Genomic DNA, 25,628 nt, shown 5'->3' with positions numbered 1-25,628 from the left:
AGCGATGATCCACGTCGCCATGGGGAGCCTGTTGTTGCGCCGTATCAGCCATTAAAGCAAATTATCAAACGGACTCTAAGACAAACTCGATCATCGTTGCCAAAATCGCACATTGAATTCTGGAAAACATAATAATACTCCATTTTATTGAGAAATTTTATTTTAATTCATTCTTTCAAAAATTTTAGCTGATATTTACTGCAGTCTATCGTTTCATTGTGCATTTATTATTTGTAAAAGCATGCGGAGCCAGATCTGTTAAATGCTAATTATCTGGGAGCGGAACAAGATTTGCTCCCAAAAACACGCTAAGAGTTCGTTTGGAATTTTCTTCAATGGCTGATACGGCGCACGCCTCCGAGGACGAAATCGCGAAAGCCCGCTTTGTCCATCAATTGCCTGCGGTCGCATGGGTTCTGTCGCAATTTTTTTACTTCTACTGAGCTTTGCCACCATCGGGGCGCGTCATTGAGTAAGGAGACAGTGGATGGTCGTCGATTTCAAAGGAGCTCACTTCCCCAAAAGTGTCATCCTTTATGCTGTTTTTCTATGTGCGCTATTCCGTTTCCTATCGCGATCTCCAGGAAATTATGGCTGAGCGTGGTGTAGAGATTGATCATGCGACATTGAAGCGGTGGGTTGTTCGACACTCTCCGCAGATTGCGGATCAGGCACGGAGACGTAAACGCCCAACACTGGGTTCGTCGCGCGTTGACGAAACCTATATAAAGATCAAAGGCCCATGGACTTATCTTTATCGGGCGGTTGATCGTGACGGACAAACGCTTGAGTTTATGCTGCCTGAGCACCGAAACCTCGGCACTGCACGACAATATCCTTGAGCAGGACCATCGTTTCATCAAGAAGATCACCAAGCCCCACATGGGCTTCAAAGCGTTTCACTCCGCTTCAGCGACTATCGCGGGCATCGAAGTTGCGCATATGATCCGTAAGAGCCAATTCGCGAACGACAACCGCTCGCCATTCGAAGTCTTTGCAGAGCTCGCAGCATAATTGCGTACACGAATAAGGCCGCATTCAACCTATTGAGAAATTTGCGACAGTACCTTTGCAATTCACGGGGCTGTTCTTAAATATCCACATTGAAACGCGATTCATCCGGCAAAATCACCGGCTGGCGCGGTTCACCCTCAGATGAAGGGGCTTGTGGGATCGCCGTCCGGGATTGCATGAGCCGCCAAAGGAGCATCCATGATCGAACACAATCCCACAACGATTTACGGTACGACCATCGTGACCGTCCGCAAGAACGGCAAGGTCGTGATTGCCGGCGACGGGCAGGTTTCGCTCGGAAACACCGTCATGAAGGGCAATGCGCGAAAAGTTCGCCGCATCGGCAAGGGCAATGTCATTGCCGGGTTTGCAGGTGCTACCGCCGACGCCTTCACCCTTCTGGAACGCCTCGAAGCCAAGCTCGAACAATATCCCGACCAGCTGATGCGCGCTTCGGTCGAACTCGCCAAGGACTGGCGCACCGACCGCTATCTGCGCAAGCTCGAAGCCATGATGCTTGTTGCCGACAGCAAGGTGACGCTGGCGCTCACCGGCACCGGCGATGTGCTTGAACCGGAACATGGCGTGATGGCCATTGGTTCGGGCGGCAATTATGCGCTGGCTGCGGCCCGCGCGCTGATCGACACCGACAAGTCGGCGGAAGAGATCGCCCGCAAGGCCATGGAGATCGCAGCCGATATCTGTATCTACACCAACCACAATATCCTCGTGGAAAGCCTGGACGCAGAATGAGTTCGCTTGCGCAGGTCACCAAACCGAGTGCACAACGCTGGGGCCTGGGCGTCCTGATCGTCATTGCCATTGTTGCGGTGCAAGCCATCTGGCTGCATCTCGACGGGCGGATTGCCATGTGCGAATGCGGCACCATAAAATTATGGTCGGGTTCGCTGAAATCGGAGAATTCGCAGCATATTGCCGACTGGTATACGCTGTCGCATATCATCCATGGCTTTCTTTTCTACTGGCTGTTCACGGTTATCGCGCCCAAAGCCCCGCTCGGCTTGAGACTTGCGGCTGCGGTCGGCATCGAAGCGGTATGGGAACTGGTCGAAAACTCGAATTTCATCATCGAGCGCTATCGCGCCAATACGTCCTCCGTGGACTATTTCGGTGACAGCATCGTGAATTCAGTTTCCGATACCCTCGCCGCCGCGCTCGGCTTTCTGATCGCAGCAAAGCTGCCAACCAAAATCACCGTCGCCATCGCGCTCTTCTTTGAAATTCTGGCGCTGATCGTCATTCGCGACAATCTTACGCTCAACGTGATCATGCTGCTGCATCCGTTCGAGTTCATCAGGCAGTGGCAAAGTGGGTTGTAAAATGAGTAACTTCTCCCCCCGTGAAATCGTTTCGGAACTTGACCGTTTCATCATCGGCCAGAACGACGCCAAGCGCGCCGTGGCCATCGCCTTGCGCAATCGCTGGCGCCGCCAGCAACTCGAAGGGCAGATGCGCGAAGAGGTCATGCCGAAGAACATTTTGATGATCGGACCGACCGGCGTGGGCAAGACGGAAATCTCGCGCCGTCTCGCCAAGCTTGCAGGCGCACCTTTCGTCAAGGTCGAAGCCACCAAGTTCACCGAAGTCGGCTATGTCGGCCGCGATGTGGAACAGATCATCCGTGACCTCGTCGAAGTCGCCATCGGGCTCGTGCGTGAAAAACGCCGCGAAGACGTGAAGGCCAAGGCGCATCTGAACGCCGAGGAACGCGTTCTCGAAGCTCTGGTCGGCAAGACGGCAAGTCCCGCCACCCGTGACAGCTTCCGCAAGAAGCTGCGCAACGGCGAGCTGGACGACAAGGAAATCGAAATCGAGGTCGCCGATACCGGATCGAACTCGAATTTCGAAATCCCCGGCATGCCGGGCGCCAATATCGGCGTGCTCAATCTGTCGGACATGCTGGGCAAGGCGATGGGCGGGCGCACCAAGACGCGCAAGACCACGGTGAAGGATTCCTATGCGATCCTCGTCAATGATGAATCCGATAAACTGCTCGATCAGGATCAGATCGTGCAGGAAGCGCTGCGCGTCACCGAAGACGAAGGCATCGTGTTCATCGACGAGATCGACAAGATCGCCTCGCGCGAAGGCGGTGGTGGGGCTGGCGTTTCACGCGAAGGCGTGCAGCGCGATCTGCTGCCGCTCGTCGAAGGCACCACGGTTGCGACCAAATATGGGCCGGTGAAGACGGACCATATCCTCTTCATCACCTCCGGCGCGTTCCACGTGTCGAAGCCGTCCGATCTTCTGCCGGAATTGCAGGGCCGCCTGCCGATCCGCGTCGAGCTTTCCGCACTGACGCGCGAAGACTTCCGCCGTATCCTCACAGAAACGGAGGCAAGCCTGATCAAGCAGTATATTTCGCTGATGGAGACGGAAGAAGTGACGCTGTCCTTTACCGACGACGCCATTGACGCTCTGGCCGATATCGCGGTCGATCTCAATGCGACGGTCGAAAATATCGGCGCGCGTCGCTTGCAGACGGTGATGGAAAAGGTTCTGGACGAGATTTCGTTCACCGCTCCGGACAAGACCGGCGCGACCTTCACCGTCGACGCCAATTACGTGAAGGACAAGGTGGGCGCTCTGTCGAAGAACACCGACCTGTCGCGCTTCATTCTGTAAACCGCGACAATAAAGTGACCGGAAAGCCACGGCCCTAGTCGCTTTCATGCTTCTAAAAAGAAACCCCTCGACTTGCGTCGGGGGGTTTTCTATTTTGCCCGCGAATTGACGATCCATTTACCATATTGGGACTGCTTCCGCACAATGATGAGCAACAGTACACTGAACCGCATTGCTGGCTTTTGTTTCCGCGCCATGTCCAATGCAAAACCGGTTTCCGCTGTTGCTGGCGCTGCCTTGGCCTTCATGCTTGCAAGCCAGAGCGCCTATGCGGTGACGGTCGTGCCGCCCGGCAACCGCAATGCAGAGCAGCCGCCCATTCCCGGCGCGTCGGCCAAGCGCACGCGGGAACTCAGCACCACTTATGAGAAGAAGTACCAGAAGATCTATAATCTTCTGAAGAAGGACGCCTCGCTGCGCTCGAAAATCCGGTCGACCGCCGCAGCCTATGGCATCGATCCCATTCATATCGTTGGCGCGATTGTTGGCGAACACACCTATAATGTCGATGTCTATGACCGGCTTCAGACCTATTATGTGAAAGCCATGTCCTATGTGAATCAGGGCGTGAGCTTCGGCTATAATGGCGAAAGCATCGGCCAGTTCATCAAGCGGCCTGAATTTGCCGACTGCCTGAAGTTCAAGGACAGCTATTCGCTGTGGTCCTGCCGGGAAAATGTCTGGAACAAGACTTTTCGCGGCAAATCGGTGGGCGGGAACACTTATCCCAACAATCGGTTCAGCGCCGTGTTCTTCCAGCCCTTCTATGCCGGGCAGACATTTGGCCTTGGCCAGATCAACCCGCTGACCGCCTTGCAGATGTCCGACATGGTGAACCGCGTTTCCGGCCTGCCGAAACTCGATGCCGAAGACGGCAGCGCCGTCTACAAGACCATCATGGACCCGGACCTGACGCTGCCTTACATCGCGGCGACACTGAAACAGTCGATCAATTCCTATCGCCAGATTGCCGGTTTCGACATTTCCAAAAATCCCGGCCTCACCGCCACGCTCTATAATACCGGCGGCGCCGATGCCCGCGCCCGTGCGCTGGCAAATGAGAATGCTGGGCGCTCCGACCCGCAATTGCCGCAGGAAAATTACTATGGCTGGCTGGTCAATACCAAGCTGGATGAACTGAAGGCGCTGTTCTGACAGGAAGTCGCATTCAGGCCTTCGGTATGATGCCCCGGCGGCGCTTGCGCGCCGTCTCTATATCATCGCTCAGGCGTTTGATGGTTTCCTTGTCGATGATGCGGATATTGCGCGCCAGAAGATTGGCAAGCTCCGTTGCCTGCGGCGACAGGCCTGATGTATCGATCACCACGCGCGGATGCGAAACAGCCGCAAGGCTTTGCAGCTCTTCCGCTTCATCCCAGATGATATTGAAAAATGTGATGATGCGCTGGAGCAAATCCCAGGTCGGTTGACCGCGCCGTCCATGTTCCAGCGCCGAGAGATAGGCCGGTGAAACGCGCAGCGCCGCCGCCATTTCCTTCTGCGTCACGCCGCGCTCTTCGCGCAGTTCCCGCAATCGCTTTCCAAACGGGGTCATCGCTGCGGCCTGCCTCCGCTCAAACCGCCCAAGCCACCACCAAGCAGGTTCTGCTGGGTCTGGCGGCGCAACCGCACATAAAGCGCGCCGTGACCACCATGATGGCGCGCGGCGTCTTCATAGGCGCTGACCAGCAAACGGAACAGCGGCGTGGAGAACCAATGTGGCACGGCCTGACGCAAAATGCCCTCGCTGCCAAAAGACCGGCCTTTGCCGGTAATCACCATCACGTGGCGCAGACCGCGGGCATGAGCGCTGACCAGAAAGCTGTAGAGAAGCCCATGCGCCTCATTCTGGGTGAGGCCGTGAAGATCGATCCGCGCCTCGATATCAACCCGGCCTTTGGCAATCTTGCGATGGGTCGGCTTGTCCAGCGACTGGATTTGCATTTCACTGAGCGACGACAGGCCCTTTTTCGGCTTGTTTCCTTCATCGGCAGAGGTTTGCGGCATTTTCAGCGCCGGACGCTTTTCTTCTTCTGCCATCAGGGTCTTGAAATCGGGCAGCTCTTCCGCGACCGGTTTCTGCCGCGATAAAGGCTTCGCAGTCTTCGCAACCGTTTCCCAGAGAATGCGATCTTCGGGCCGCAGATAATCCTTGCCGGATTTTTCGGTGTCGCGCGCCATGGTCACGCTCCCACCAGCCGGCGCGGCACGAGCGCGTAGAAATCCGCAGCGCTCTTGATGCCGCCCGCAATTTCGCCCGCTGCCTCGCCGGAACCGGCGAACAGATCGCCGCGTGCCGGGCCGACAATGGCCGTACCGGTATCCTGTGCGATCATCAGGCGGGCGAAAGGCGCACCATCGAAAACAGTGACGGTCGGCGCATCGACATAAAACGGCGTGCCGAATGTATGCAGCAGCCGGTCAACAGCCAGCGACCGGCCCGCCGTCAGCGGAACCTTGGCGGCTGCAATCGGACCGGCATCGACATCGTCCACCGGCGCTTCCCGAAAGAAGATGTAGGACCGGTTCTGCCAGATCAGCGCATCCGCCTTGTCGGGATGATCCTTGAGCCAGCGGCGGATTGTCTGCATGGAAATATCGGCTGCGGGAATTTCGCCATTCGCCACCAGGATGCGCCCAATGCCCGTAAAGGGATGCCCCGCCTTGGCGGCATAGGTGATGCGCATCATGCTGCCATCGTTGAGTTTCAACCTGGCAGCGCCCTGAACATGGGCGAAAAATGCATCCACCCGGTCGGCGACGAAGGCAATCTCCAGCCCCCGCCCGGCAAGACTACCCTGTTCGATCTGGCGGCGGTCGTCATATTCGACAAGCCCGGTATCTGTCTGGCGCGCAAAGGCATAGGTCGGATCGAAGCCGGCGGGACGGTTATCATCCGTCACCTTGACGAGATCGTCCGGTTTTCTCAGAAACGGCACCGTGAACCGGTCATCCGCAGTAAGGGATGCTTCGATTTCCGGCTCGTAAAAGCCGGTGACAAATCCCTGTTCCTGTTCGGGAACAATCTGGCATGGCACGAAATGCTGTTCGAAAAAGGCACGGGCGGTGATCGTATCGGGATCATCCAGAAGCCGCGCTGCCGCAAAAACAGGTTCCAGCGCCTCAAAACTGATGCCGAGACTGCCGCTATGATAGGTGTTTTTAGCAGCGTAATCGGCGGAACGGCGGAAAGCGGCAAATGCCAGCGCCTGATCGTCCCGGTCCCAGCCGGGGCAATCGGAAAAACCCACCGGGCGGAAAATCCTCGCCAAGTCGCTCACAGCTACATCCGCTATCAAGTAAAACAAAAAGGCCGCTGAAATCAGCGGCCCGATTCATAAGCCTTCTCTTAATCTTCCGCTTCGGTCGCGACAAGCTTCCAGTTCGGATCACGCGAGCGCGTATCGCGGGCAAAGGTCCACAAGTCCTTGATCTCGACCACATTTTCCAGATCGCCGTCGATCAGCGTGCCTTCCTTGTCGAGCGTCGCCGAAATCATCTGGCTGACGATATTCAGCGTCACATGCGCCTCCGAGCCCTTCATTTCAGCAGCCGCGATTTCCGCCTTTTCGATACCCACGAAGGAAGAGCGCACGCTTTCGCCGCGCTGCTCGCGCTCCTCGATGGCCGAAACGAAGCCTTCATAGACTTCCTTCGACAGAAGATTCTTCAAAACCTTCCGATCGCCATCGGCAAAGGACATCACAATCATTTCATAAGCGATCTTCACGCCATCGACGAAACGGGCTGGTTCGAAGGTGGGATCGGCGGCGTAAATGGCCCGCAGACCGTCATTGATCGGTGTCCCCGCCGCAGCGATCTTGTCGATTGCCGTAAAGTCCTTCTCACCGGCACGGCGCGGCAGAGCCACGACATTGTCGGTGTCCGTCCCGGCGGGCGCGGCATTGTCGGCGCTTTTGGCCGATGTATAGGGATCGAAGGGCGGCTTTTCATTTCCAGTACGGCGGCCAAGAACATTCCTCAGCTGGAGAAAAATGATCACCGCTGCGATGAAGAAGAAGATTGTGCCGAAGTCGAAAAATTCCATGCCGCCTGCCATAGATTGAAGGAGAGGGCGTCAAATCCCTTCCAATCGTGAATTTCTGTTTCATACATATAGATCGGCAGGCGCAATCATTCAAATCCCGATCACGCGTACCTATTTGATATTTCATGTTAACAGTTTCATTTTCGTTCCGAACCTGAAAAAGCTACATTTGTCGCTATGGTCGCAACGTCAATCACACAACAAAAGGTCCTGACTCACGTGTCGTCTTCTTTCGCCCCTCTCGTCATGCTGGCAATGCCTTTCATCGAGATCGCCGGTTTTGTGATCGTCGGCAGCCATATCGGCGTATTCGCGACACTGGGTCTGGTGATCTTGAGCGCCATGCTGGGCTTTTTCCTGCTGCGTGTGCAGGGGATCGGCCTTCTCCAGCGCATCCGCACCGAAACGGCGGCAGGCCGCGTGCCGGATCGCGAAATGGTGCATGGCGCCATGCTGGTTCTGGCCGCGATCATGCTGATCGTGCCGGGCTTCGTGACCAGCACCATCGGCATTTTGCTGTTCATCCCGTTCATTCGCGATATCGTCTGGGAAAAATTCGTGCGTGGCCGCATGGTCGTCGCCACCTCGGCGCGCTATTCGGACGGCTATGGCCAGTATAAGCAACCGCGTGAAGATCGTGTCATCGATCTCGACCCCGAAGATTATACGACCAAGCCGAATGACAATTCGCCATGGAAAGGCGAGCGCAAAGACGGCTAACAGCAGCAATAGCTAACGTTAAAAGCCTTTCTTGCCTCATTCCCCTTCACATGCTAGCCAAGCATTCCAGTGGAGTTAATTTGACGTTTGAACGCCGTTCGACATAAGCGCAGCTTCAAACGTCAAATTTGAAAACTCCACTGAAGATTTAAAGTTGCTGGTGGTCTTTTGATTCCGACATTTGCCCAGCGGCTGTAGCACGGAAAGCAAATGTCGGAATCAGACCACCAGCCTTTTGGGGCAACGAGTTTAATTACCGAAAAGAAGGCATACCGATAATGAGCGATAAGGCCGCTGCGGGCGAAGTAAAGAATGGCAATGGCGCGACCGCCGAGCCGTCCCTCAACATTCTGGCGCAATATGTGAAGGATCTGTCCTTTGAAAGCCCGGGTGCGCCGCTGTCGCTGCGCCCGCGCGATAAGGCTCCTTCGATCAACATCAATGTCAACGTGAACGCCAATCCGCTTTCCGAAACGGATTTCGACGTCGTTCTGACGCTGGAAGCCAAGGCTATGGACGGCAAGGACGTTCTGTTCAACACGGAACTGGTCTATGGCGGCGTTTTCCGCATTGCTGGCATCCCGCAGGAACACATGCTGCCGCTGCTGTTCATCGAATGCCCGCGCCTGCTGTTCCCGTTCGCGCGCCAGATCATTTCTGACGCAACGCGCAATGGCGGCTACCCGCCGCTGATGATCGACCCAATCGATTTCGCGCAGATGTTCCAGCAGCGCATGGCCGAAGAACAGGCCAAGGCCGCCGTCAAGAGCTGAGCTCTACATACTGCTTGCAATAAAAACCCGGCTCAAGGCCGGGTTTTTTGTCATATTCATCCAAAAATTCAGGCCAAATATTTTTTCCAGATTGCCTTGTCACCCATACCCTCAATCAGTGCGGCATGGGCTGCACGTTCCGTTTCGCTGATGCGGGGAGCAAGCGGGGCAGGGCGCACCGCCAGCACAATGGCGGCGCTGCCATCGGCTGCATTATCCCTGTTTGCCCCACCATCCTGGCTGAGACCAAGCGCCGTCTGCTTGCCGCCGATCAGCTCGATATAGACTTCCGCCAGAATCTGGGAATCGAGCAAAGCGCCGTGCAGCGTGCGGTGCGAATTGTCGATGCCATAACGCTTGCACAGTGCGTCCAGCGAATTCGGCCCCATCGGATGTTTGCGGCGCGCCAGCGCCAGCGTATCCACAATGCGCTCCGCAGCGATTTCCGGTTTTCCAAGACGCGCGAGTTCGGCATTCATGAAGCCAAGGTCGAACATGGCATTGTGCGCGACCAGCTTGGCGCCGTCGAAGAATTCCAGAAACTCGTCCAGAATTTCAGCAAAAGTCGGCTTGTCCAGCAATTGCTCATTGCTGATGCCATGCACGGCCAGCGCTTCCGCATGCACCTGACGTCCCTGCGGATTGATGAATTTATGGAATGTGCGGCCTGTGGGAAACTTGTTGATCAGTTCCACGCCGCCAATTTCGATCACGCGATCCTCCAGCCTTTCCAGACCGGTGGTTTCGGTATCGAAAACGATCTCACGCATTGAAGAACCTCTCAAGGGATTATCTCGAACCTTATAGCACGACGAATGCGGCTATTCGGTCGCGACCGCCGGCTTTCCACTCAATTTCTCGATGACCGCTGTAATCTGCTGACGCAAATTGTCAAAACTGCCGCTGGTATCGAGCACGAAATCGGCGCGGGCGCGCTTTTCGGCATCCGGGATCTGACGCGCGAGAATGGCGTCGAGCTTTTCTTCTGTCATGCCGGGCCGCGCCAGAACGCGGGCGCGCTGAATATCGGCAGGCGCGGAGACGACTACGATCCTGTCCACGCGCTTTTCGCCGCCGGTTTCAAAAAGCAGCGGAATATCGACTAGAGCGATGGCCGAGCCTTGCGCTTCCGCCTCACGCAGAAACGCTTCTTCTTCCTCGCGCACCAGCGGATGCACGATGGCTTCCAGCTTCTTCAGGGCATCCGGCTTGCCGATCACCGTAGCGGATAGTTTTTCACGGTCCACGGTGCCATTCGTCACCGTTCCGGGAAAAGCCGCCTCGATCAGCGGCGCGGCACGGCCTGAATAAAGCCGGTGGACTGCATCGTCGGCGCTGTAAACAGGAATACCCGCCTCGGCGAACATATTGGACGCCGTGGTCTTTCCCATGCCGATGGAGCCTGTCAGTCCGAGAATGATCATAGAGCGCCAGCCTTTGCCATATCCGCCAGAATATGCTCCCGCAGCGCCGCCGTCACCTCAGGCTTTTGGCCAAACCAGCGTTCGAAACCCGGGACTGCCTGATGCAACAACATGCCAAGCCCGTCCACGGTGTTCAGTCCGGCCTCTTCCGCAGCTTTCAGAAAGGGCGTTTTGAGCGGAACATAAACAATATCGGTCGCGATGACGCCTTCCGCTGCGACGCTCAGATCAAGCGGAAACCTGCCTTCGTCATCCTGATCGCCGCCATGACCGCTCATGCCGAGCGAGGTGGTGTTGACGATCAGCCCGGCATCAGCAACGCGTTGCTGCGCGGCATCCCAGCCGGAGGCCGAAACGGCAGCGCCGAAATGCGCGGCCAGTTCTTCTGCCCGGCTTGCCGTGCGATTAGCGATCCAGACCTTTGAAAAGCCGCGCGACAAAAGCGCGTGAACGACGGCGCGGCTTGCGCCGCCCGCACCCAGAACAAGCGCCGTTTCGGCATTGTCCCAGCCCGGCGCATAATCGTCGAGATTGGCGGCGAAGCCATAGGCATCCGTATTGCCGCCGCGCAGCCTGCCGCCTTCAAACCATAGCGTGTTGACCGCGCCGATGGCGGTTGCGGCACCATCAAGGCTTTCCGCTGCCGCAAAAGCCGCTTCCTTATGCGGGATCGTGACATTGCCGCCCGCGAAACCATTGGCGGCAAGCGCTGCGGCGAAAGCCGCGAAATCTTCCGGTTTGACCTCGATCGGTTGGTAAGAACCGTCAATGCCGAGCGTTTCCAGCCAGAATCCGTGGATCAATGGGGAACGCGAATGTTTGATCGGAAAGCCGGTGACGAAAGCCTTCGGTCCCGCCACGGATGTCGTGTCAGCCATCGATAAGTTGTTCCTTGCGCAGTTCGGCAAGCAGCGGCAGCAGCGGCAGGCCGACAATCGTGAAATAATCGCCTTCGATTTTTTCGAAAAGCTGGATGCCCGGACCTTCCACCTGATAGGCGCCGACGCTGGAAAGCGCGCTGTCGCCAACCCGACCGAGATAGCGCCCGATAAAAGCCGGGCTCAATGCCCGCATTGTCATGCGCGCCACCGAAACGTGACGCCATAGAGTCTCGCCGTCCTTCACCAGAACCACCGCGCTGTTGAGCTGGTGCGTCTTGCCGGAAAATTGCAGAAGCTGGCGACCCGCCGCTTCCATATCGGCGGGCTTGTGGAAAATATCTTCACCGAGCGAGAGAGTCTGGTCGCAGCCGATCACCACGGCGCCAGGATTTTTCTCACTCACGTCCAGCGCCTTGGCTTCAGCCAGAACCTGCGCCACATCTTCCGGCGTAGCGCCCGTTTCATAAAGCGGGGCTTCGACGGCGCGCTCATCGATATCGGCACTTTCGTTCGAAAATTCGATACCTGCATTTTTCAACAGCGCAGAACGGAACGGGCTTTTGGAAGCAAGAATGAGCCTGGTTGTCATGACTGAAATCCTTCGTTCTTTCCAGATCGCAAAAGCGCCAATATGGCGGCTGCCGTTTCCTCGATGGAACGGCGCGATACATCGATGATCGGCCAGTTGTGCCGGTTGCAGATGTTACGCGCATAGGCCAATTCTTCGGAAATTGACACCCGGTCCGTATAAAGTCCCGTATCGAGCGACGGCACACTGCCAAGCGGGCGGTTCTGGCGGATTTGCGAAATTCGTTCGGCGGTCGCCACCAGCCCCACGATCAGCGGTCGCTTGGCCGTGAACAGCACTTCGGGAATAGGAATGCCCAATACGATTGGCACATTGGTCGCCTTCACGCCGCGATTGGCGAGATAAATGCTGGTCGGCGTTTTCGACGTCCGCGAAATGCCGACCAGAATGACGTCCGCTTCTTCGATATCGAGCGGCAATTGCCCGTCATCGTGCTCCATCGTGAAATTCAGCGCATCGATGCGGCGAAAATAATCGGCATTGAGCACATGCTGTGCGCTGGCGCGGCGATGTGCCGGCGCGCCGAGATAGGATTGAAACGTGGTCAGCACCGGTTCCAGCACGGACACGCTTGGAATACCCATTTCCGCACAGGACTGATCGATGATCGCAGCCAGTTTCTGATCCACAATCGTATAGAGCACGATGCCGGGTTCCGCGTCGATGCCTTCCAGAACCTTGCGCAACTGCTTCTCGGTGCGGATCAGTGGATAAATATGCTCAATGGCCCGCGCATTGGCATATTGCGCCGCCGCAGCGCGCCCGGCTGCAAGGAGAGTCTCTCCGGTCGCATCAGAAATCAGATGGAGATGAAAGTAGGAAAGCGGTCTGGTCACAGTTTTGTTGCCCTCCTGTTGACGGCTGTGCGTAAGCCCCAGGCTTCTTCCACAAGCCATGGCAGGCCGTGGAAAAATTGGCAAGTCATCCACAGCGGGCGAACATGTGAGAAGCCGCCATCAACATGTGTGGACAAGACTCGCAAAATCGGGAAACCTCTCAATAATTCCCAGCTTTTCCACAAAAGCTCATGAACTGCGTCAATTGGTAACCCTTTATATTAAAAGAGGGAATTGAGTTTTTTCCGTTTTCGGTCAGACTGGCGGCGAAAAATTGCACAGGATGCGTTGGCAATTTCTGAACTGTGGGGAAAACCGGAACAGACCTTAATCCCCGATTCCAACAGACTCTAAGAATCAAAAGATTCCTGAATCATCCTTTCTTTATGAGAACCGGACTGGATAACTTCAGACCAAAACCGGATCAGACAACCAACAGGGCGGAAAAAAATCAGATGAAGCGCAAAGTCTTGAGAGTGATCGACGGTGAAGCGGTCTTTCCACCTCCCATCTGGATGATGCGTCAGGCCGGTCGCTACCTTCCGGAATATCGCGAGACACGGAAGAAGGCAGGGAGCTTTCTCGATCTGTGTTATTCACCCGACCTGGCAGTCGAAGTGACGCTTCAGCCGATCCGCCGTTTTGGCTTTGATGCAGCCATTCTGTTTTCCGACATTCTGGTCATCCCTCACGCCCTTGGACGTGACCTTCGCTTTGAAGAAGGCAAGGGGCCTTTAATGACCCCGATCGACGCGGACGAGATATTCTGGCTTGAGACCGAAGGTGTCGCCAAACGGCTGGAGCCGGTCTACGAAACGGTTCGGCTACTGCGCGAGCAACTGCCCGACGAAACGACGCTGCTCGGCTTCTGTGGCGCGCCCTGGACCGTTGCGACCTATATGATCGCCGGTCACGGCACACCGGATCAGGCGCCAGCCCGCCTTTTCGCCTATCGTTTCCCGGAAGCCTTCGAAAAGCTTTTGAATGATCTGGCGGATGTGTCCGCCGAATATCTCATCGAACAGCTGGATGCAGGCGCGGACGCCGTACAGATTTTCGATTCCTGGTCTGGTGTTCTGGACGAAGATTGCTTTGAGCGGTTCTGCATCCAGCCGGTGGCGCGGATCGTTCAGAAAGTTCGCGCGGTCTATCCCGAAGCGCGCATTATCGGTTTCCCGAAGGGTGCCGGAATGCTTTATGCGGGCTACCGCGAAAAGACCGGTGTGGACGTGCTCGGCCTCGACTGGTCGGTTCCGCTCAATTTCGCCGCCGCCTTGCAGGAAGATGGCGCCATTCAGGGCAATCTCGATCCGTTGCGCGTTGTCGCGGGCGGTTCGGCACTCGATGAAGGTGTAGACGCGATCCTAGAACGTCTCGGGAAAGGTCCGCTGATCTTCAATCTCGGACATGGTATTACGCCGCAAGCGCCGGTCGAGAATGTCCAGCGCATGATTGATCGCATTCGTGGAGAAAAATCGTGAGCCAGCCGACCTCGAAGGGCAGCACCAAGGCCGCCTATATTCGCATGATCGCAGCGCTTGTCATCGTGGTGCTTGGCGTTTGGGCATTGTTTCACGTGAATCCAACCGATGCCTATCTCTGGGTAAAGGCGGTTCACGTCATTGCCGTCATCGCCTGGATGGCCGGAATGCTCTATCTGCCACGGCTTTTCGTCTATCACACAGCGGCCAAGCCGGGCTCAGAAGCTTCCGAGACTTTCAAGGTGATGGAAAAGCGACTGCTGCACTTCATCATCAATCCCGCCATGGCGGTGACCTGGATCGCCGGTATCTGGATGGCATGGGAGATTTTCCGCTTCCAGGGCGGGTGGCTGCACGCCAAGCTGCTGCTGGTCGTGTTGATGTCCGGCATGCATGGCTATCTTTCGAAAGCGACACGCCTTTTCGCGGAAGACAAGAACACGAAATCGGCAAAGCACTGGCGAATCGTTAACGAAGTGCCAACGGTGCTGATGGTCCTGATCGTCATTCTGGTGATCGTGAAGCCATTTTAATTGCGGTTTTAAATGAAAAAGAAACCCGTTTGGTCGGGTTTCTGCCATTTTCTCGTTGCAGAATTTTTGCGCAGTCACTACATGTGACTTGCTCTTCATATTGCAAATCGATATGAAGGAAACCTCTTCCCTTCCTGATCGCAGGCCTTCGATGCCGGTCAAGCCAACCAGCTGACCAACTTTCCGAACAACTGCATTTTCTCCTTATATTTCAAAAGAGTTCCTCATCCATGCAGGAAATGAAACTACAAGAACTAAAAAATAAAACACCGGTTGAGCTGCTTGCTTTCGCCGAAACCCTTGAAGTCGAAAATGCGAGCGCGATGCGCAAGCAGGAACTGATGTTCGCGATTCTCAAGAAGCTGGCTTCGCAGGATGTCGAGATCATCGGTGAGGGCGTTGTCGAAGTGCTGCAGGACGGTTTTGGCTTCCTGCGCTCCGCCGACGCCAATTATCTGCCAGGCCCCGACGATATTTATATTTCCCCTTCGCAGTTGCGCCGCTTCTCGCTGAAGACCGGCGATACGGTTGAAGGCCCGATCCGTGGCCCGAAGGAAGGCGAGCGTTATTTTGCGCTTCTCAAGGTCAATTCGATCAATTTCGAAGACCCGGAAAAGATTCGCCACAAGGTCCACTTCGACAATCTGACGCCGCTCTATCCGAATGAGCGTTTCAAGATGGAACTCGAAGTTCCAACCTCCAAGGATCTGTCGCCGCGCGTCATCGATCTGGTTGCGCCGCTCGGCAAGGGCCAGCGCGGCCTGATCGTCGCTCCGCCGCGTACCGGTAAAACCGTTCTCTTGCAGAATATCGCGCATTCGATCACCGCCAATCATCCGGAATGCTATCTGATCGTTCTTCTGATTGATGAGCGTCCTGAAGAAGTGACGGACATGCAGCGTTCGGTGAAGGGCGAAGTCATTTCGTCTACCTTCGACGAACCGGCTGCGCGTCACGTTCAGGTTGCCGAAATGGTCATCGAAAAGGCCAAGCGCCTGGTGGAACATGGCCGCGATGTCGTGATCCTGCTTGACTCGATCACCCGTCTTGGCCGCGCTTACAACACTGTTGTTCCGTCGTCGGGTAAAGTCCTGACCGGTGGTGTGGACGCCAATGCGCTCCAGCGTCCGAAGCGTTTCTTCGGTGCTGCGCGTAACATCGAAGAAGGTGGTTCGCTTACCATCATCGCGACCGCGCTGATCGATACCGGCAGCCGTATGGACGAAGTGATCTTTGAAGAATTCAAGGGCACGGGTAACTCGGAAATCGTTCTCGACCGCAAGGTTGCAGACAAGCGCATCTTCCCGGCTATGGACATTCTCAAATCCGGTACGCGTAAGGAAGATCTGCTCGTCCCACGCGCCGATCTCCAGAAGATTTTCGTTCTGCGCCGTATTCTCGCGCCGATGGGCACGACTGATGCAATCGAGTTCCTCATCGACAAGCTCAAGCAGACCAAGAGCAATGGTGAGTTCTTCGATTCGATGAACACGTAATCGCGCTTCAAGCGCTCCGACAAATTAAAGCTACGCTGGGTAACCGGCGTGGCTTTTTTGGTGTTCATGCTCCGCCGGTCAGAAGAATGCGCAAGGCTTCGCCGTTTTCCACGGGTGGCAGGCAGACATGGCCTTTGCAGAACCAGGCGGAGGGCTTTTCAGCCTTGGCTGTTCCGCCTGTGGGCAGGTCGATCTCAGCATCCGCTGTGAAACTGACGATCTTATCCATACGCCGCGGATCAGGGTTTCGATTCGCTATCGTAACAAGCTCATCCTGTTGGGATTGCGCGGCGACAACGAGAGATAGCGGTTCAGCTGCCATACGCGCAGCATTCAATATGCCGATCTGTCCATATTGCTGCGCCAATGCGCGGCCCAGCGCCTGCTCAATCAACGTCTCATTGCTTTGATAAAGCGCCATATCGCCGGTCGCGAGGAAAAGCCGCGTTAGCGCTTCAATGATCTGGCTGGTCGCACTGGGGATCGCCTCGTCATAATCGCCATAGGCGTGAAGAATAACATCGTCGGCATCGAGTGCCGAGAGGCGATAATTGCCTGACGCATCCCGGTGATGTGCGTCGAGCGCTTGCTTCAGCTTCTGCGCATCATCCACATAAGCGCGGTCAGCACTTGCTTCAAAGAGCGCCAGCGCGGCATTGATCATGCTGGCATAGTCTGTCGAAAGGGCAGGGTAGACCAGCCGATCTTCCATACGACAATGCGCCAATTGTCCCGCACGAAACGGCGCCATGATCGCGTGATAGGCTTCGACGGCGAGCATGGCCCATTCAGGTTTGGAAAAGCTCCGCCCTGCCTCTGCGAGTGCCCGGATTGCCAGTGCGTTCCAGTCGGTGAGCGCCTTATCATCCCGTCCGGGGCGAATGCGTGTTTCACGCTGTGCGAAAAGCTTCGTCTTGGCATCCCGTATCAACGGCGGAACCGACCCTCCACCATCGACGTCATGCAGGCGGTTCAGAATAGTATGGCCCTCCCAGTTACCACCCGGTGTAACGCCATAGAAGGTCTTGAAAGCTGCGCTGTCTCCTCCCAGAACGCGGTCGATCTCTGCTTCACTCCAGACGTAGAATTTTCCTTCTTCGCCTTCGCTGTCGGCATCCAGACTGGATGTGAAACTGCCATCCGGCAGGCGCATTTCCCGAACCAGCCAATCGATGGTTTCTTCGATTCGGTTACGGAACAAGTCATCCGTGGTTTCCGCATAGGCATAATTAGCGTGACGGATCAGTTGGGCATTGTCGTAGAGCATCTTTTCAAAATGTGGCACCAGCCAGTCCGCATCCGTGCTGTAGCGACAAAGACCACCGCCGAGATGGTCGTAAATGCCACCTTGCAGCATGGTTTTTAGCGAGTAGATAAACTTGTCCCTGCTATCGCTGTCGCGATTATAAAGCCAGGATAGCCACAGAGCGTCCATGAAAGGGGCATTGGGAAATTTCGGAGCGCCTTCAATACCACCCCGGACGGGATCGAACATGGTCGCGATCCGTGTGGCGATCACATCGAAACGGGAAACTTCGTTCTGGCTACCTTCGCTCTGCGCAGCGAGCCTGCCTTCCAAATGATTGAAGACCGCTTCGGCATTATGGTTAATTTTTTCTTTATTTCCCTGCCAGAGACCATTCACCGCGTTCAGTACGTCGACAAAGCCCGGCATGTTGTAGCGCGCATGTCGCGGAAAATAGGTGCCGCCCCAGAACGGCTTGCCGTCAGGGCGCAGAAACATGGTCAAGGGCCAGCCGCCCTGCTGTCCCATGGCGCCAAGCGCTGCCATATAGATCTGGTCGATATCCGGTCGCTCCTCGCGGTCTACCTTCACATTGACGAACAGGTCGTTCATGACTGCTGCAACATCGGCATCTTCAAAAGACTCGTGGGCCATGACATGACACCAGTGACAGGCGGCATAGCCGATTGAAAGCAGGATAGGGCGGTTCAATTCCCGCGCTGCGTCGAGGGCTTCCTTTCCCCAGGGCTGCCAGTGAACCGGGTTGTCCGCATGTTGGCGCAGATAGGCACTGGGTTCCGCAGACAGCCTGTTTCTGCTGATATCCGTCATGAGGCTTCCCTTTCAGCGTTTGAATGAATATGCACTGAGCTTAATTTCAATCCTCTTGGCAAGATTGATATAGGTCAGGAAACGCAATGAACGACACCGCCGTGCATCACGATACGATTTTCGCACTGTCCAGTGGAAGGCTCCCGTCCGGTGTTGCTGTCGTGCGTGCGTCCGGCCCCAAGGTTCGATTCATTATCGAAACGATTATCGGCGGCGAAATTAAACCGCGCTATGCGGGCTATAAGACATTCCGTGCCCGAAATGGAGATGCGATCGATCGCGGATTGGCACTCTTTTTCCCCGGACCGCATAGTTTTACCGGCGAAGACTGCGTTGAATTTCATCTTCATGGCGGTATCGCCGTCGTAGAAAAGCTGTTGCAGGAACTGAGTGAGCTTGCCGGATGCCGCATTGCAGAAGCGGGCGAATTTACGCGTCGGGCCTTTACCAACGGTAAGATGGACCTGACAATTGCCGAAGGTCTCGCCGATCTGATTGCCGCAGAGACCGAAGGCCAACGACGCCTTGCCTTGCAGATTGCTTCCGGCGCGCAACGTCAACTCTATACCGAATGGCGACAACGGCTTGTCCGTGCGCGTGCCTTCATTGAAGCCGAACTCGACTTTGCGGATGAAAGCGATGTGCCGGGTTCTGTTTCTGATCAGGTATGGCGATCTTTGCAAGCGCTGCATAAGGAAATTGAGCTCCACATTGCCAGCGGCAAACGCGCAGCCATGCTCCGCGACGGTTTGCATGTGGTGATTGCTGGCGCACCAAATGCCGGTAAATCGAGCTTGCTAAATTTTCTCGCCGGACGGGAAGTGGCCATCATTTCCGATGAAGCGGGCACCACGCGCGACCTTCTGGAAGTCAAACTCGACCTCAATGGCATCCCGGTTTATGTCACCGATACGGCGGGGCTACGCGAGACCGAAAGTGTGGTGGAAAAAATCGGCATTGAGAGAGCTCGTGAAAGAGCGTCGGAAGCAGACCTTATTCTTCTGCTTGAAGATATGAGCGATCCGATTGACGTGTCTCTCGACGAAGCCGATGCGGAGATATGGCGGATTGGAACCAAGGCTGATCTGACTGGTGCTCTAACCGAACGATGGACTTTTCGAATCTCCATCAAAAATGGTTCAGGACTCGACGAACTTTTAGCTAAACTACAGAAGTTCGCCGAAGAACGCATTGGTCAGATCAACGATGCTGTTCCCACACGACAGCGCCATATCAATTTGCTCCGCTCAACACTAAGCGAAATCGAAATCGCCGCCCACCGAGAGGATCTTCCACTGGAGTTGCGCGCCGAAAACATGCGCCGAGCCTCGCAATATCTCGGGCGCATCACAGGTGATGTGGATGTCGAAGAAATTCTGGATGTGATCTTCTCCCAGTTCTGCATTGGCAAGTGATTCACGTGAAACATTGCCTCGTGAAGCGCCGACAAAGCTCGGGAAATGTTTCACGTGAAACATCTGTGGAATCCGTCAATGTTGGTTGACTCCATCTTATCTTCATGAGTCAGCGACGTTGAACGCTTTAATTGATCGCTCGTCACGCTTTTATCCTTCCGTTTCAAACGCTTTCATGGCAAAAGCTGTCTCTTAATCCAGGGATGCGAGAAATGAGTTCGGCTGAGTCTACAGTCTTCGATGTTATTGTTGTCGGTGGCGGTCATGCGGGCTGCGAAGCTGCGTCGGCGGCTGCGCGCGCTGGCGCACGCACGGCATTGGTGACACATCGCTTTGATACCATTGGCGTTATGTCCTGTAATCCTGCCATTGGTGGTTTGGGCAAGGGGCATCTCGTTCGCGAGATTGATGCGTTGGACGGTTTGATGGGTCGCGTTGCCGATAAGGCAGGCATCCAGTTCCGCCTACTGAACCGACGCAAGGGACCAGCCGTTCGCGGCCCTCGTACCCAAGCTGATCGCAAACTTTATCGTCTTGCAATGCAGGACATAATCAGTAAGCAAGAGAATTTGACTGTCGTTGAAGGTGGTGCCTTCGATATCAAAACCGAGAATGGTAACGTCACTGGTGTCGTGTTGTCAGATGGTCGGCTGTTGAACTGCGGCGCTGTCGTGCTGACGACCGGCACGTTTCTGAACGGCCTCATTCACATCGGCGAGAAGAAGATACCGGCTGGGCGCATGGGTGAGAATCCGGCACTTGGGCTTTCGGATACTTTGAAGACGCTTGGCTTTGCATTGGGGCGCCTCAAAACTGGCACGCCACCGCGTCTTGATGGGCGGACTATCGATTGGGCAAACCTCGAAACCCAGTCTGCCGATGAGAACCCGGTCCCGTTTTCTTTGATGACGGATCGCATTACGACACCGCAGATCGATTGCGGTATTACGCGCACGACGCCGGAAACCCACGCGATTATTCGCGCCAATCTGCATCGCTCGGCCATGTATTCCGGCTCGATTGAAGGTATCGGCCCGCGCTATTGCCCTTCGGTTGAAGACAAGATCGTGAAGTTCGGGGATCGCGACGGCCACCAGATATTCCTGGAGCCGGAAGGTCTGGATGACGATACCGTCTATCCGAATGGTATCTCGACCTCTTTGCCGGAGGATGTGCAGCTTGCAATCCTGAAGACCATACCCGGTCTTGAGAAGGCAGTGATGCTGCAGCCCGGCTATGCAATCGAGTATGACTTCATCGATCCGCGCGAGCTGAAGCGCAGTCTGGAAACGCGGCGCGTCAATGGTCTGTTCCTGGCGGGCCAGATCAATGGCACGACAGGGTACGAGGAAGCGGGCGCCCAAGGTCTTTTGGCTGGCTTGAATGCTGCGCGGCGGGCAGGGGGCGATGAGCCGATCATCATCCAGCGCACTGAAGCCTATATTGGCGTGATGGTGGATGACCTGACATCTCGCGGTGTGAGTGAGCCATATCGCATGTTCACATCGCGCGCAGAATTCCGTCTTTCTTTGCGTGCGGATAATGCTGATCAGCGTTTGACGCCACTGGCGGATCGTCTTGGAATATTGGGCGCGGAGCGCAAGAAGCGGTTTGATGAACGTCAGGAAGCATTGTCTGCCGCACGGGAATTGACACAGTCGCTGTCGATTACGCCAAATCTTGCAAGCCGATATGATCTGCATCTCAATCACGACGGTGTTCGCCGCTCGGCTTATGATCTGCTGTCTTATCCCGATATTGACCTGACGCGGTTGAATCCAATCTGGCCTGAACTGGGCTCAATAGATCCGTTCACGCGCGAAGCGCTGGAAATTGAAGCGCAATATGCGGTCTATATGGAACGTCAGCAGACGGATATCGCTGTCATGGAACGCGAAGAGCGTTTGTTGATTCCCGCTGGTCTGGATATCGACGCGATTTCGGGCTTGTCCAATGAGTTGAAGCATAAGCTCAAGCAGCGTAAACCGGAAACGATTGCCGAAGCGCAACGCGTCGACGGGATGACACCAGCTGCTTTGGCGCTGTTGATCGCACAAATCAAGAAGCATGGCTCGCGCCGACAGGTTGCCACGGAACTGGCGGAAGGGAAGGGCGCGGCGTGAGTGCTATTATGAGTGCGGATCGTCGTTATGAAAGCCTTCGCCGGATCAATCCCACTGTTTCACGTGAAACAGCGGATCGCCTGATTGAATTCGAAGAGCTGTTCCGAAAATGGTCAAAAGCGATCAATCTGGCCTCTCCATCGACATTGGCGGACCTTTGGAGCCGTCATATTCTCGATAGCGCGCAGGTTTTCCCGCTAGCGCCAAACGCTAAACGCTGGCTCGATATCGGTTCTGGGGGCGGATTTCCCGGCATCGTCACGGCCTGCTATCTGGCGGATCAACCCGATAGCCGTATCGATCTGGTGGAAAGTGCGGGCAAAAAGGCTGCTTTTCTGCGTACCGCTGCCGGACATTTGAATGTTCCCGCTCATATTCATGCGGCTCGTATCGAGTCGATGTGGGAAAAACTCGAAACGCCGGACGTTGTTACCGCCCGGGCGCTCGCCTCATTGAATGATCTTTTCGGTTTGACGGAGCCCTGGCTCGTCAGCGGCGCCAAGGCGCTTTTCCAAAAAGGTCGGGATTACCAGAGGGAAATCGATGAAAGCCGTGTCGGTTGGGATTTCGATCTGGTAAAACATCAAAGTGCTATCGATCAGACTTCGGTCATCCTCGAAATCAGCAACTTGCGACGCAAAGCAAATTGAATCCGAGAATTTGGCAGATCTGGAAAGCGGCAGGGCGACGGTAATGAACAAGATGTCCAGGATCATAACCATTGCGAACCAGAAGGGCGGCGTCGGTAAAACCACGACGGCGATCAATCTGGCCACAGCATTGGCGGCAATAGGCGAAACGGTTCTCATCGTTGATCTCGATCCGCAGGGTAATGCCAGCACGGGATTAGGGATTGACCGCCGCAACCGTCCGCTGTCTTCCTATGACGTGCTGACGCAAGAGGCGTCAGTGCCGGAAGCTGCGATGCAGACCGATGTACCCAATCTCTTTATTGTGCCATCGACGCTCGATCTGTTGGGTATCGAGATGGAAATCGCACAATCCGCAGACCGTACGCGCCGTCTGCGCGATTCTCTACGCTTCGATTCCAGTGTTTCCGAACGATTTTCCTATGTTCTGGTGGACTGCCCGCCATCATTGAATCTGTTGACGCTGAATGCCATGGCCGCTGCGGATTCCGTGCTTGTGCCGTTGCAGTGCGAGTTCTTCGCGCTGGAAGGCTTGAGCCAGTTGTTGCAAACGGTCGATCAGGTGCGCTCGACGATCAATGCCGAGCTTTCCATCCAGGGCATAGTGCTGACAATGTTTGATAGCCGCAACAATCTGGCTTCCCAGGTGGTGGATGATGTCCGCGCCTTCATGGGCGAAAAGGTCTATCGCACTGTCATTCCGCGCAATGTGCGGGTATCGGAAGCGCCCTCGCATGGCAAGCCGGCCATTCTCTATGATCTGAAATGCGCGGGAAGTCAGGCCTATTTGCAGCTTGCGTCGGAAGTTATCCAGCGAGAGCGGCAGCTGAAAGCCGCATAACAAACCTATCGATTCGACTACGAAACAATTGCAGGAATTTGCCGAACGATGAACGACGATCCTTCAAAGAAGCGCCTTGGCCGCGGACTGGCCGCCCTGATTGGTGAGATCGACCGTCCGGTCGAGGAGCGCAAAACGCCAGTTCCAATCGAACGCAATGTGCCCATCGAGTTCGTCACGCGCAATCCGCGCAATCCGCGACGCATGTTCGCGGAAGCAGAACTCGAAGATCTGGCCCAGTCGATCAAGGAACATGGTGTTGTTCAGCCAATCGTGGTGCGTCCCGCGCCCGGTCAGCCTGATCATTTCGAGCTGATCGCCGGCGAACGCCGCTGGCGCGCATCGCAGCGCGCAGGCGTCGATACGATCCCTGTTATCGTCCGCGATGTGGATGATCGCGTCGCTCTTGAGATCGCGATCATTGAAAACGTTCAGCGCGCAGACCTGAATGCAGTCGAAGAAGCGTTGGGATATCAACAGCTTATCGATAATCATGAGTATACGCAGAGCGATCTGGCGCAGGTGATCGGCAAGAGCCGTAGCCATGTGGCCAATACGTTGCGCCTTCTCAAGCTGCCGCAACCAGTTCAGGATTTTATCGTTGATGGTGCGCTGTCTGCCGGACATGCGCGCAGTCTTATCACGATGGACAATCCGACGGTTCTGGCGGAGCGGATCGTCAAGGAAGGCTTGTCCGTCCGTCAGGTGGAAGCTCTTGCGCAGGCCGAAGCGCGGGGCGGGGCGGAACCGAAACCGGGCAAAGCTGCTCCGGTGGAGAAAGATGCCGACACCAAGGCGCTGGAAAAGCTGCTTTCCGATGTGACCGGCATGAAGGTCGAGATCAACCATCGGGACCGGGGCGGCGAGGTGAAAATCCGCTACAGCTCTCTGGAGCAACTCGATGAAATCTGCCGCCGCCTTCAAAGCTGATTTGTTCGTTTGTGGAATACAAGAACCCCGGTATCTATACCGGGGTTTTTATTTGCGGATTGTTTCACGAGAAGGGAGCTAGCGCCGTGCGTTGCGCATAGCTTCCACACCGATAGCCATCAGGCATTGGCGGATGATCGGAATGGCAAGCGCGGAATTCTGACGGCTTTCCAGCACGGCACGCTGGAGACGCTCCAAAACGCGTGAAAGGCTTTCGCCGCTCCAGCGTCCGACTGCTGTTTCGATCAGCCTTTTACGATTGAAGAAGATGGGTGGCCTTGCACCGGCCACGACAACGGACGCGCTTTTGCGTTCGCTATCCATGATATAGCGCAGGCCCTGTATCTGCTGGAATTGCCGCATGGCTGTGTTCAGCACCAGAAAAGGCGCTGTGCCGGATTTCACGACACGGTCGAATGTGATTTCAAATCGCTGCAAATCACCGGCAATGACTGCATCCACGACCTCTTCTGTCGACAGGCCTGCAACATCGCCCACCGCTTCGCGCACATCGTCAATGTCGATGCGTTCCTTGCCGCGCGCATAGAGGCAGAGCTTTTCCAGTTCGCCGCGGGTGGCAAGGCGGTCCCCGCCAAGGCTGGCGCGAAGCAGCTGACGCCCATCGAGGGTGATCTGCAGCTTCCATTCGGCCAGCACATCATCAATGACACCATCGATGCCGCGCGCATCATCCGTATAGCAGGGCAGCGCCATGCCCGCCGAGGCGTTCTCGACGGCGCTGCGCAACCCTGCGCCCTTCTTCAAATCACCGGCTTCCACAAGGATGAAGGTTTCATGCGGCGGTTCGGTTGCCAAGAGCTTGACCGCATCGGCGAGTTTCTTCTGCCCGGCGGCGTTCTTGATCCAGATCAAGCGGATGCCACCGAACATCGAAATAGTGCGCGCTTCATCGGCGAGCTTCGAAGGATCTGCGTCGATCTCGTCGGCTTCCATGCGAATGACGGCAAAGGGATCGTCGAGCGGCAGCTTTGTCGCCTCGGCATAGCGGCGCGCTCGCTCACTCACCAGCCCTTTATCCGGGCCATAAAGAAGCACGACCGGAAACGAGCTGCTCGGTCTGCTCAGGAAACCATCGACTTCATTTGCTTTTTTCTGGGCCATAGTGGGTTCTTAGAACATTTCGGCCAGAA

At 55.8% G+C, this 25,628-nt stretch carries 25 protein-coding genes and 1 pseudogene; 15 read left to right on the top strand and 11 right to left on the bottom strand.

What is annotated here, in order from left to right:
- Positions 1-487 precede the first annotated feature (487 nt).
- The 5 genes and pseudogenes from FIC94_RS20825 (at position 488) to FIC94_RS20805 (ending at position 4,815) form a co-directional block, all read left to right on the top strand.
- Positions 488-1,014: pseudogene (locus FIC94_RS20825) on the top strand (IS6 family transposase).
- A gap of 198 nt (positions 1,015-1,212) precedes the next feature.
- On the top strand, positions 1,213-1,767 hold the full coding sequence (gene hslV, locus FIC94_RS20820; RefSeq protein WP_078337637.1) for an ATP-dependent protease subunit HslV: 555 nt from the start codon (positions 1,213-1,215) through the stop codon (positions 1,765-1,767).
- Positions 1,764-2,354: a DUF2585 domain-containing protein gene (locus FIC94_RS20815; protein ID WP_109370032.1), complete on the top strand. Its 591-nt coding sequence runs from the start codon at positions 1,764-1,766 to the stop codon at positions 2,352-2,354. Before hslV ends, FIC94_RS20815 begins: the two co-directional genes overlap by 4 nt.
- 1 nt (position 2,355) lies before the next feature.
- Positions 2,356-3,660: an ATP-dependent protease ATPase subunit HslU gene (hslU, locus tag FIC94_RS20810; RefSeq protein WP_121536886.1), complete on the top strand. Its 1,305-nt coding sequence runs from the start codon at positions 2,356-2,358 to the stop codon at positions 3,658-3,660.
- 147 nt (positions 3,661-3,807) lie between these two features.
- Positions 3,808-4,815, top strand: coding sequence for a DUF1402 family protein (locus FIC94_RS20805; RefSeq protein WP_140026263.1), 1,008 nt, complete (start codon positions 3,808-3,810; stop codon positions 4,813-4,815).
- A gap of 13 nt (positions 4,816-4,828) precedes the next feature.
- Here the strand turns inward: FIC94_RS20805 and FIC94_RS20800 are convergent, their stop codons facing one another.
- From FIC94_RS20800 to FIC94_RS20785, 4 genes are all read right to left on the bottom strand, one after another.
- Positions 4,829-5,215, bottom strand: coding sequence for a helix-turn-helix domain-containing protein (locus tag FIC94_RS20800; protein WP_109370029.1), 387 nt, complete (start codon positions 5,213-5,215; stop codon positions 4,829-4,831).
- Positions 5,212-5,841: a Smr/MutS family protein gene (locus FIC94_RS20795; RefSeq protein ID WP_140026258.1), complete on the bottom strand. Its 630-nt coding sequence runs from the start codon at positions 5,839-5,841 to the stop codon at positions 5,212-5,214. The genes FIC94_RS20800 and FIC94_RS20795 overlap by 4 nt, the downstream gene beginning before the upstream one ends.
- A 2-nt stretch (positions 5,842-5,843) precedes the next feature.
- Positions 5,844-6,941 carry a murein transglycosylase A gene (mltA, locus tag FIC94_RS20790; RefSeq protein WP_140026257.1) on the bottom strand — a complete coding sequence of 366 codons (1,098 nt, stop codon included), beginning with the start codon at positions 6,939-6,941 and terminating at the stop codon, positions 5,844-5,846.
- Positions 6,942-7,009: 68 nt separating this feature from the next.
- Positions 7,010-7,708 (bottom strand): Tim44/TimA family putative adaptor protein, encoded by a 699-nt coding sequence (locus FIC94_RS20785; RefSeq protein WP_121537425.1) that lies wholly within the window; start codon positions 7,706-7,708, stop codon positions 7,010-7,012.
- 219 nt (positions 7,709-7,927) lie between these two features.
- On the opposite strand from FIC94_RS20785, the gene FIC94_RS20780 reads away from it, so the two are divergent.
- Both FIC94_RS20780 and secB read left to right on the top strand, forming a co-directional pair.
- The gene (locus FIC94_RS20780; RefSeq protein WP_109370337.1) at positions 7,928-8,428 is read left to right on the top strand and encodes an FxsA family protein; all 501 of its coding nucleotides are present in this window, start codon (positions 7,928-7,930) and stop codon (positions 8,426-8,428) included.
- A 278-nt stretch (positions 8,429-8,706) separates the two neighbouring features.
- A complete protein-coding gene (secB, locus tag FIC94_RS20775; RefSeq protein ID WP_109370026.1) occupies positions 8,707-9,201 on the top strand; it encodes a protein-export chaperone SecB in 495 nt (164 codons plus the stop codon).
- A gap of 68 nt (positions 9,202-9,269) precedes the next feature.
- Here the strand turns inward: secB and dnaQ are convergent, their stop codons facing one another.
- From dnaQ to FIC94_RS20750, 5 genes are read right to left on the bottom strand one after another with little or no spacing between them, the layout of a single operon-like run.
- Positions 9,270-9,971 (bottom strand): DNA polymerase III subunit epsilon, encoded by a 702-nt coding sequence (dnaQ, locus tag FIC94_RS20770; RefSeq protein WP_109370025.1) that lies wholly within the window; start codon positions 9,969-9,971, stop codon positions 9,270-9,272.
- 51 nt (positions 9,972-10,022) lie between these two features.
- A complete protein-coding gene (coaE, locus tag FIC94_RS20765; protein WP_109370024.1) occupies positions 10,023-10,625 on the bottom strand; it encodes a dephospho-CoA kinase in 603 nt (200 codons plus the stop codon).
- Positions 10,622-11,503, bottom strand: a complete 882-nt coding sequence (locus FIC94_RS20760) for a shikimate dehydrogenase (protein ID WP_109370023.1) — start codon at positions 11,501-11,503, stop codon at positions 10,622-10,624. Before FIC94_RS20760 ends, coaE begins: the two co-directional genes overlap by 4 nt.
- Positions 11,496-12,095, bottom strand: coding sequence for a Maf-like protein (locus FIC94_RS20755; protein WP_109370022.1), 600 nt, complete (start codon positions 12,093-12,095; stop codon positions 11,496-11,498). Before FIC94_RS20755 ends, FIC94_RS20760 begins: the two co-directional genes overlap by 8 nt.
- Positions 12,092-12,931 (bottom strand): pyruvate, water dikinase regulatory protein, encoded by an 840-nt coding sequence (locus FIC94_RS20750; protein ID WP_121536874.1) that lies wholly within the window; start codon positions 12,929-12,931, stop codon positions 12,092-12,094. Before FIC94_RS20750 ends, FIC94_RS20755 begins: the two co-directional genes overlap by 4 nt.
- Before the next feature lie 455 nt (positions 12,932-13,386).
- Here FIC94_RS20750 and hemE point away from each other — a divergent pair, with 455 nt between their 5' ends.
- The 3 genes from hemE to rho all read left to right on the top strand — a co-directional run bounded on the left by hemE (position 13,387) and on the right by rho (position 16,441).
- Positions 13,387-14,412 (top strand): uroporphyrinogen decarboxylase, encoded by a 1,026-nt coding sequence (gene hemE / locus FIC94_RS20740; RefSeq protein WP_121536872.1) that lies wholly within the window; start codon positions 13,387-13,389, stop codon positions 14,410-14,412.
- A 44-nt stretch (positions 14,413-14,456) separates the two neighbouring features.
- Entirely contained in the window at positions 14,457-14,945 is a 489-nt protein-coding gene (hemJ, locus tag FIC94_RS20735) for a protoporphyrinogen oxidase HemJ (protein ID WP_140026262.1), read from the top strand.
- Between the two features lie 230 nt (positions 14,946-15,175).
- Positions 15,176-16,441, top strand: coding sequence for a transcription termination factor Rho (gene rho / locus FIC94_RS20730; protein WP_109370019.1), 1,266 nt, complete (start codon positions 15,176-15,178; stop codon positions 16,439-16,441).
- Between the two features lie 64 nt (positions 16,442-16,505).
- On the opposite strand, the gene FIC94_RS20725 is transcribed toward rho, so the two are convergent.
- Positions 16,506-18,518, bottom strand: coding sequence for a thioredoxin domain-containing protein (locus FIC94_RS20725; protein ID WP_140026255.1), 2,013 nt, complete (start codon positions 18,516-18,518; stop codon positions 16,506-16,508).
- 86 nt (positions 18,519-18,604) lie between these two features.
- Between FIC94_RS20725 and mnmE the strand changes: the two genes are divergently transcribed.
- The 5 genes from mnmE to FIC94_RS20700 all read left to right on the top strand — a co-directional run bounded on the left by mnmE (position 18,605) and on the right by FIC94_RS20700 (position 24,477).
- Complete coding sequence (gene mnmE / locus FIC94_RS20720; protein WP_140026254.1) at positions 18,605-19,933, top strand: tRNA uridine-5-carboxymethylaminomethyl(34) synthesis GTPase MnmE; 1,329 nt, start codon at positions 18,605-18,607, stop codon at positions 19,931-19,933.
- Positions 19,934-20,145: 212 nt separating this feature from the next.
- Positions 20,146-22,056 carry a tRNA uridine-5-carboxymethylaminomethyl(34) synthesis enzyme MnmG gene (gene mnmG / locus FIC94_RS20715; RefSeq protein ID WP_140026253.1) on the top strand — a complete coding sequence of 637 codons (1,911 nt, stop codon included), beginning with the start codon at positions 20,146-20,148 and terminating at the stop codon, positions 22,054-22,056.
- An 8-nt stretch (positions 22,057-22,064) separates the two neighbouring features.
- Positions 22,065-22,706, top strand: a complete 642-nt coding sequence (gene rsmG, locus FIC94_RS20710) for a 16S rRNA (guanine(527)-N(7))-methyltransferase RsmG (RefSeq protein ID WP_140026252.1) — start codon at positions 22,065-22,067, stop codon at positions 22,704-22,706.
- A gap of 43 nt (positions 22,707-22,749) precedes the next feature.
- Positions 22,750-23,547, top strand: coding sequence for a ParA family protein (locus tag FIC94_RS20705; protein ID WP_109370014.1), 798 nt, complete (start codon positions 22,750-22,752; stop codon positions 23,545-23,547).
- A gap of 48 nt (positions 23,548-23,595) precedes the next feature.
- Positions 23,596-24,477 carry a ParB/RepB/Spo0J family partition protein gene (locus FIC94_RS20700; protein ID WP_140026251.1) on the top strand — a complete coding sequence of 294 codons (882 nt, stop codon included), beginning with the start codon at positions 23,596-23,598 and terminating at the stop codon, positions 24,475-24,477.
- A gap of 78 nt (positions 24,478-24,555) precedes the next feature.
- Here the strand turns inward: FIC94_RS20700 and holA are convergent, their stop codons facing one another.
- Positions 24,556-25,599, bottom strand: a complete 1,044-nt coding sequence (gene holA / locus FIC94_RS20695; RefSeq protein WP_140026250.1) for a DNA polymerase III subunit delta — start codon at positions 25,597-25,599, stop codon at positions 24,556-24,558.
- Positions 25,600-25,628: the final 29 nt, after the last annotated feature.

The sequence above is a fragment of the Ochrobactrum teleogrylli genome, from assembly GCF_006376685.1.
Taxonomy (GTDB): Bacteria; Pseudomonadota; Alphaproteobacteria; order Rhizobiales; family Rhizobiaceae; genus Brucella; species Brucella teleogrylli.
The sequence above is the reverse complement of the archived record's forward strand: the minus strand, read 5'-3'. Positions and strand labels throughout refer to the sequence as shown.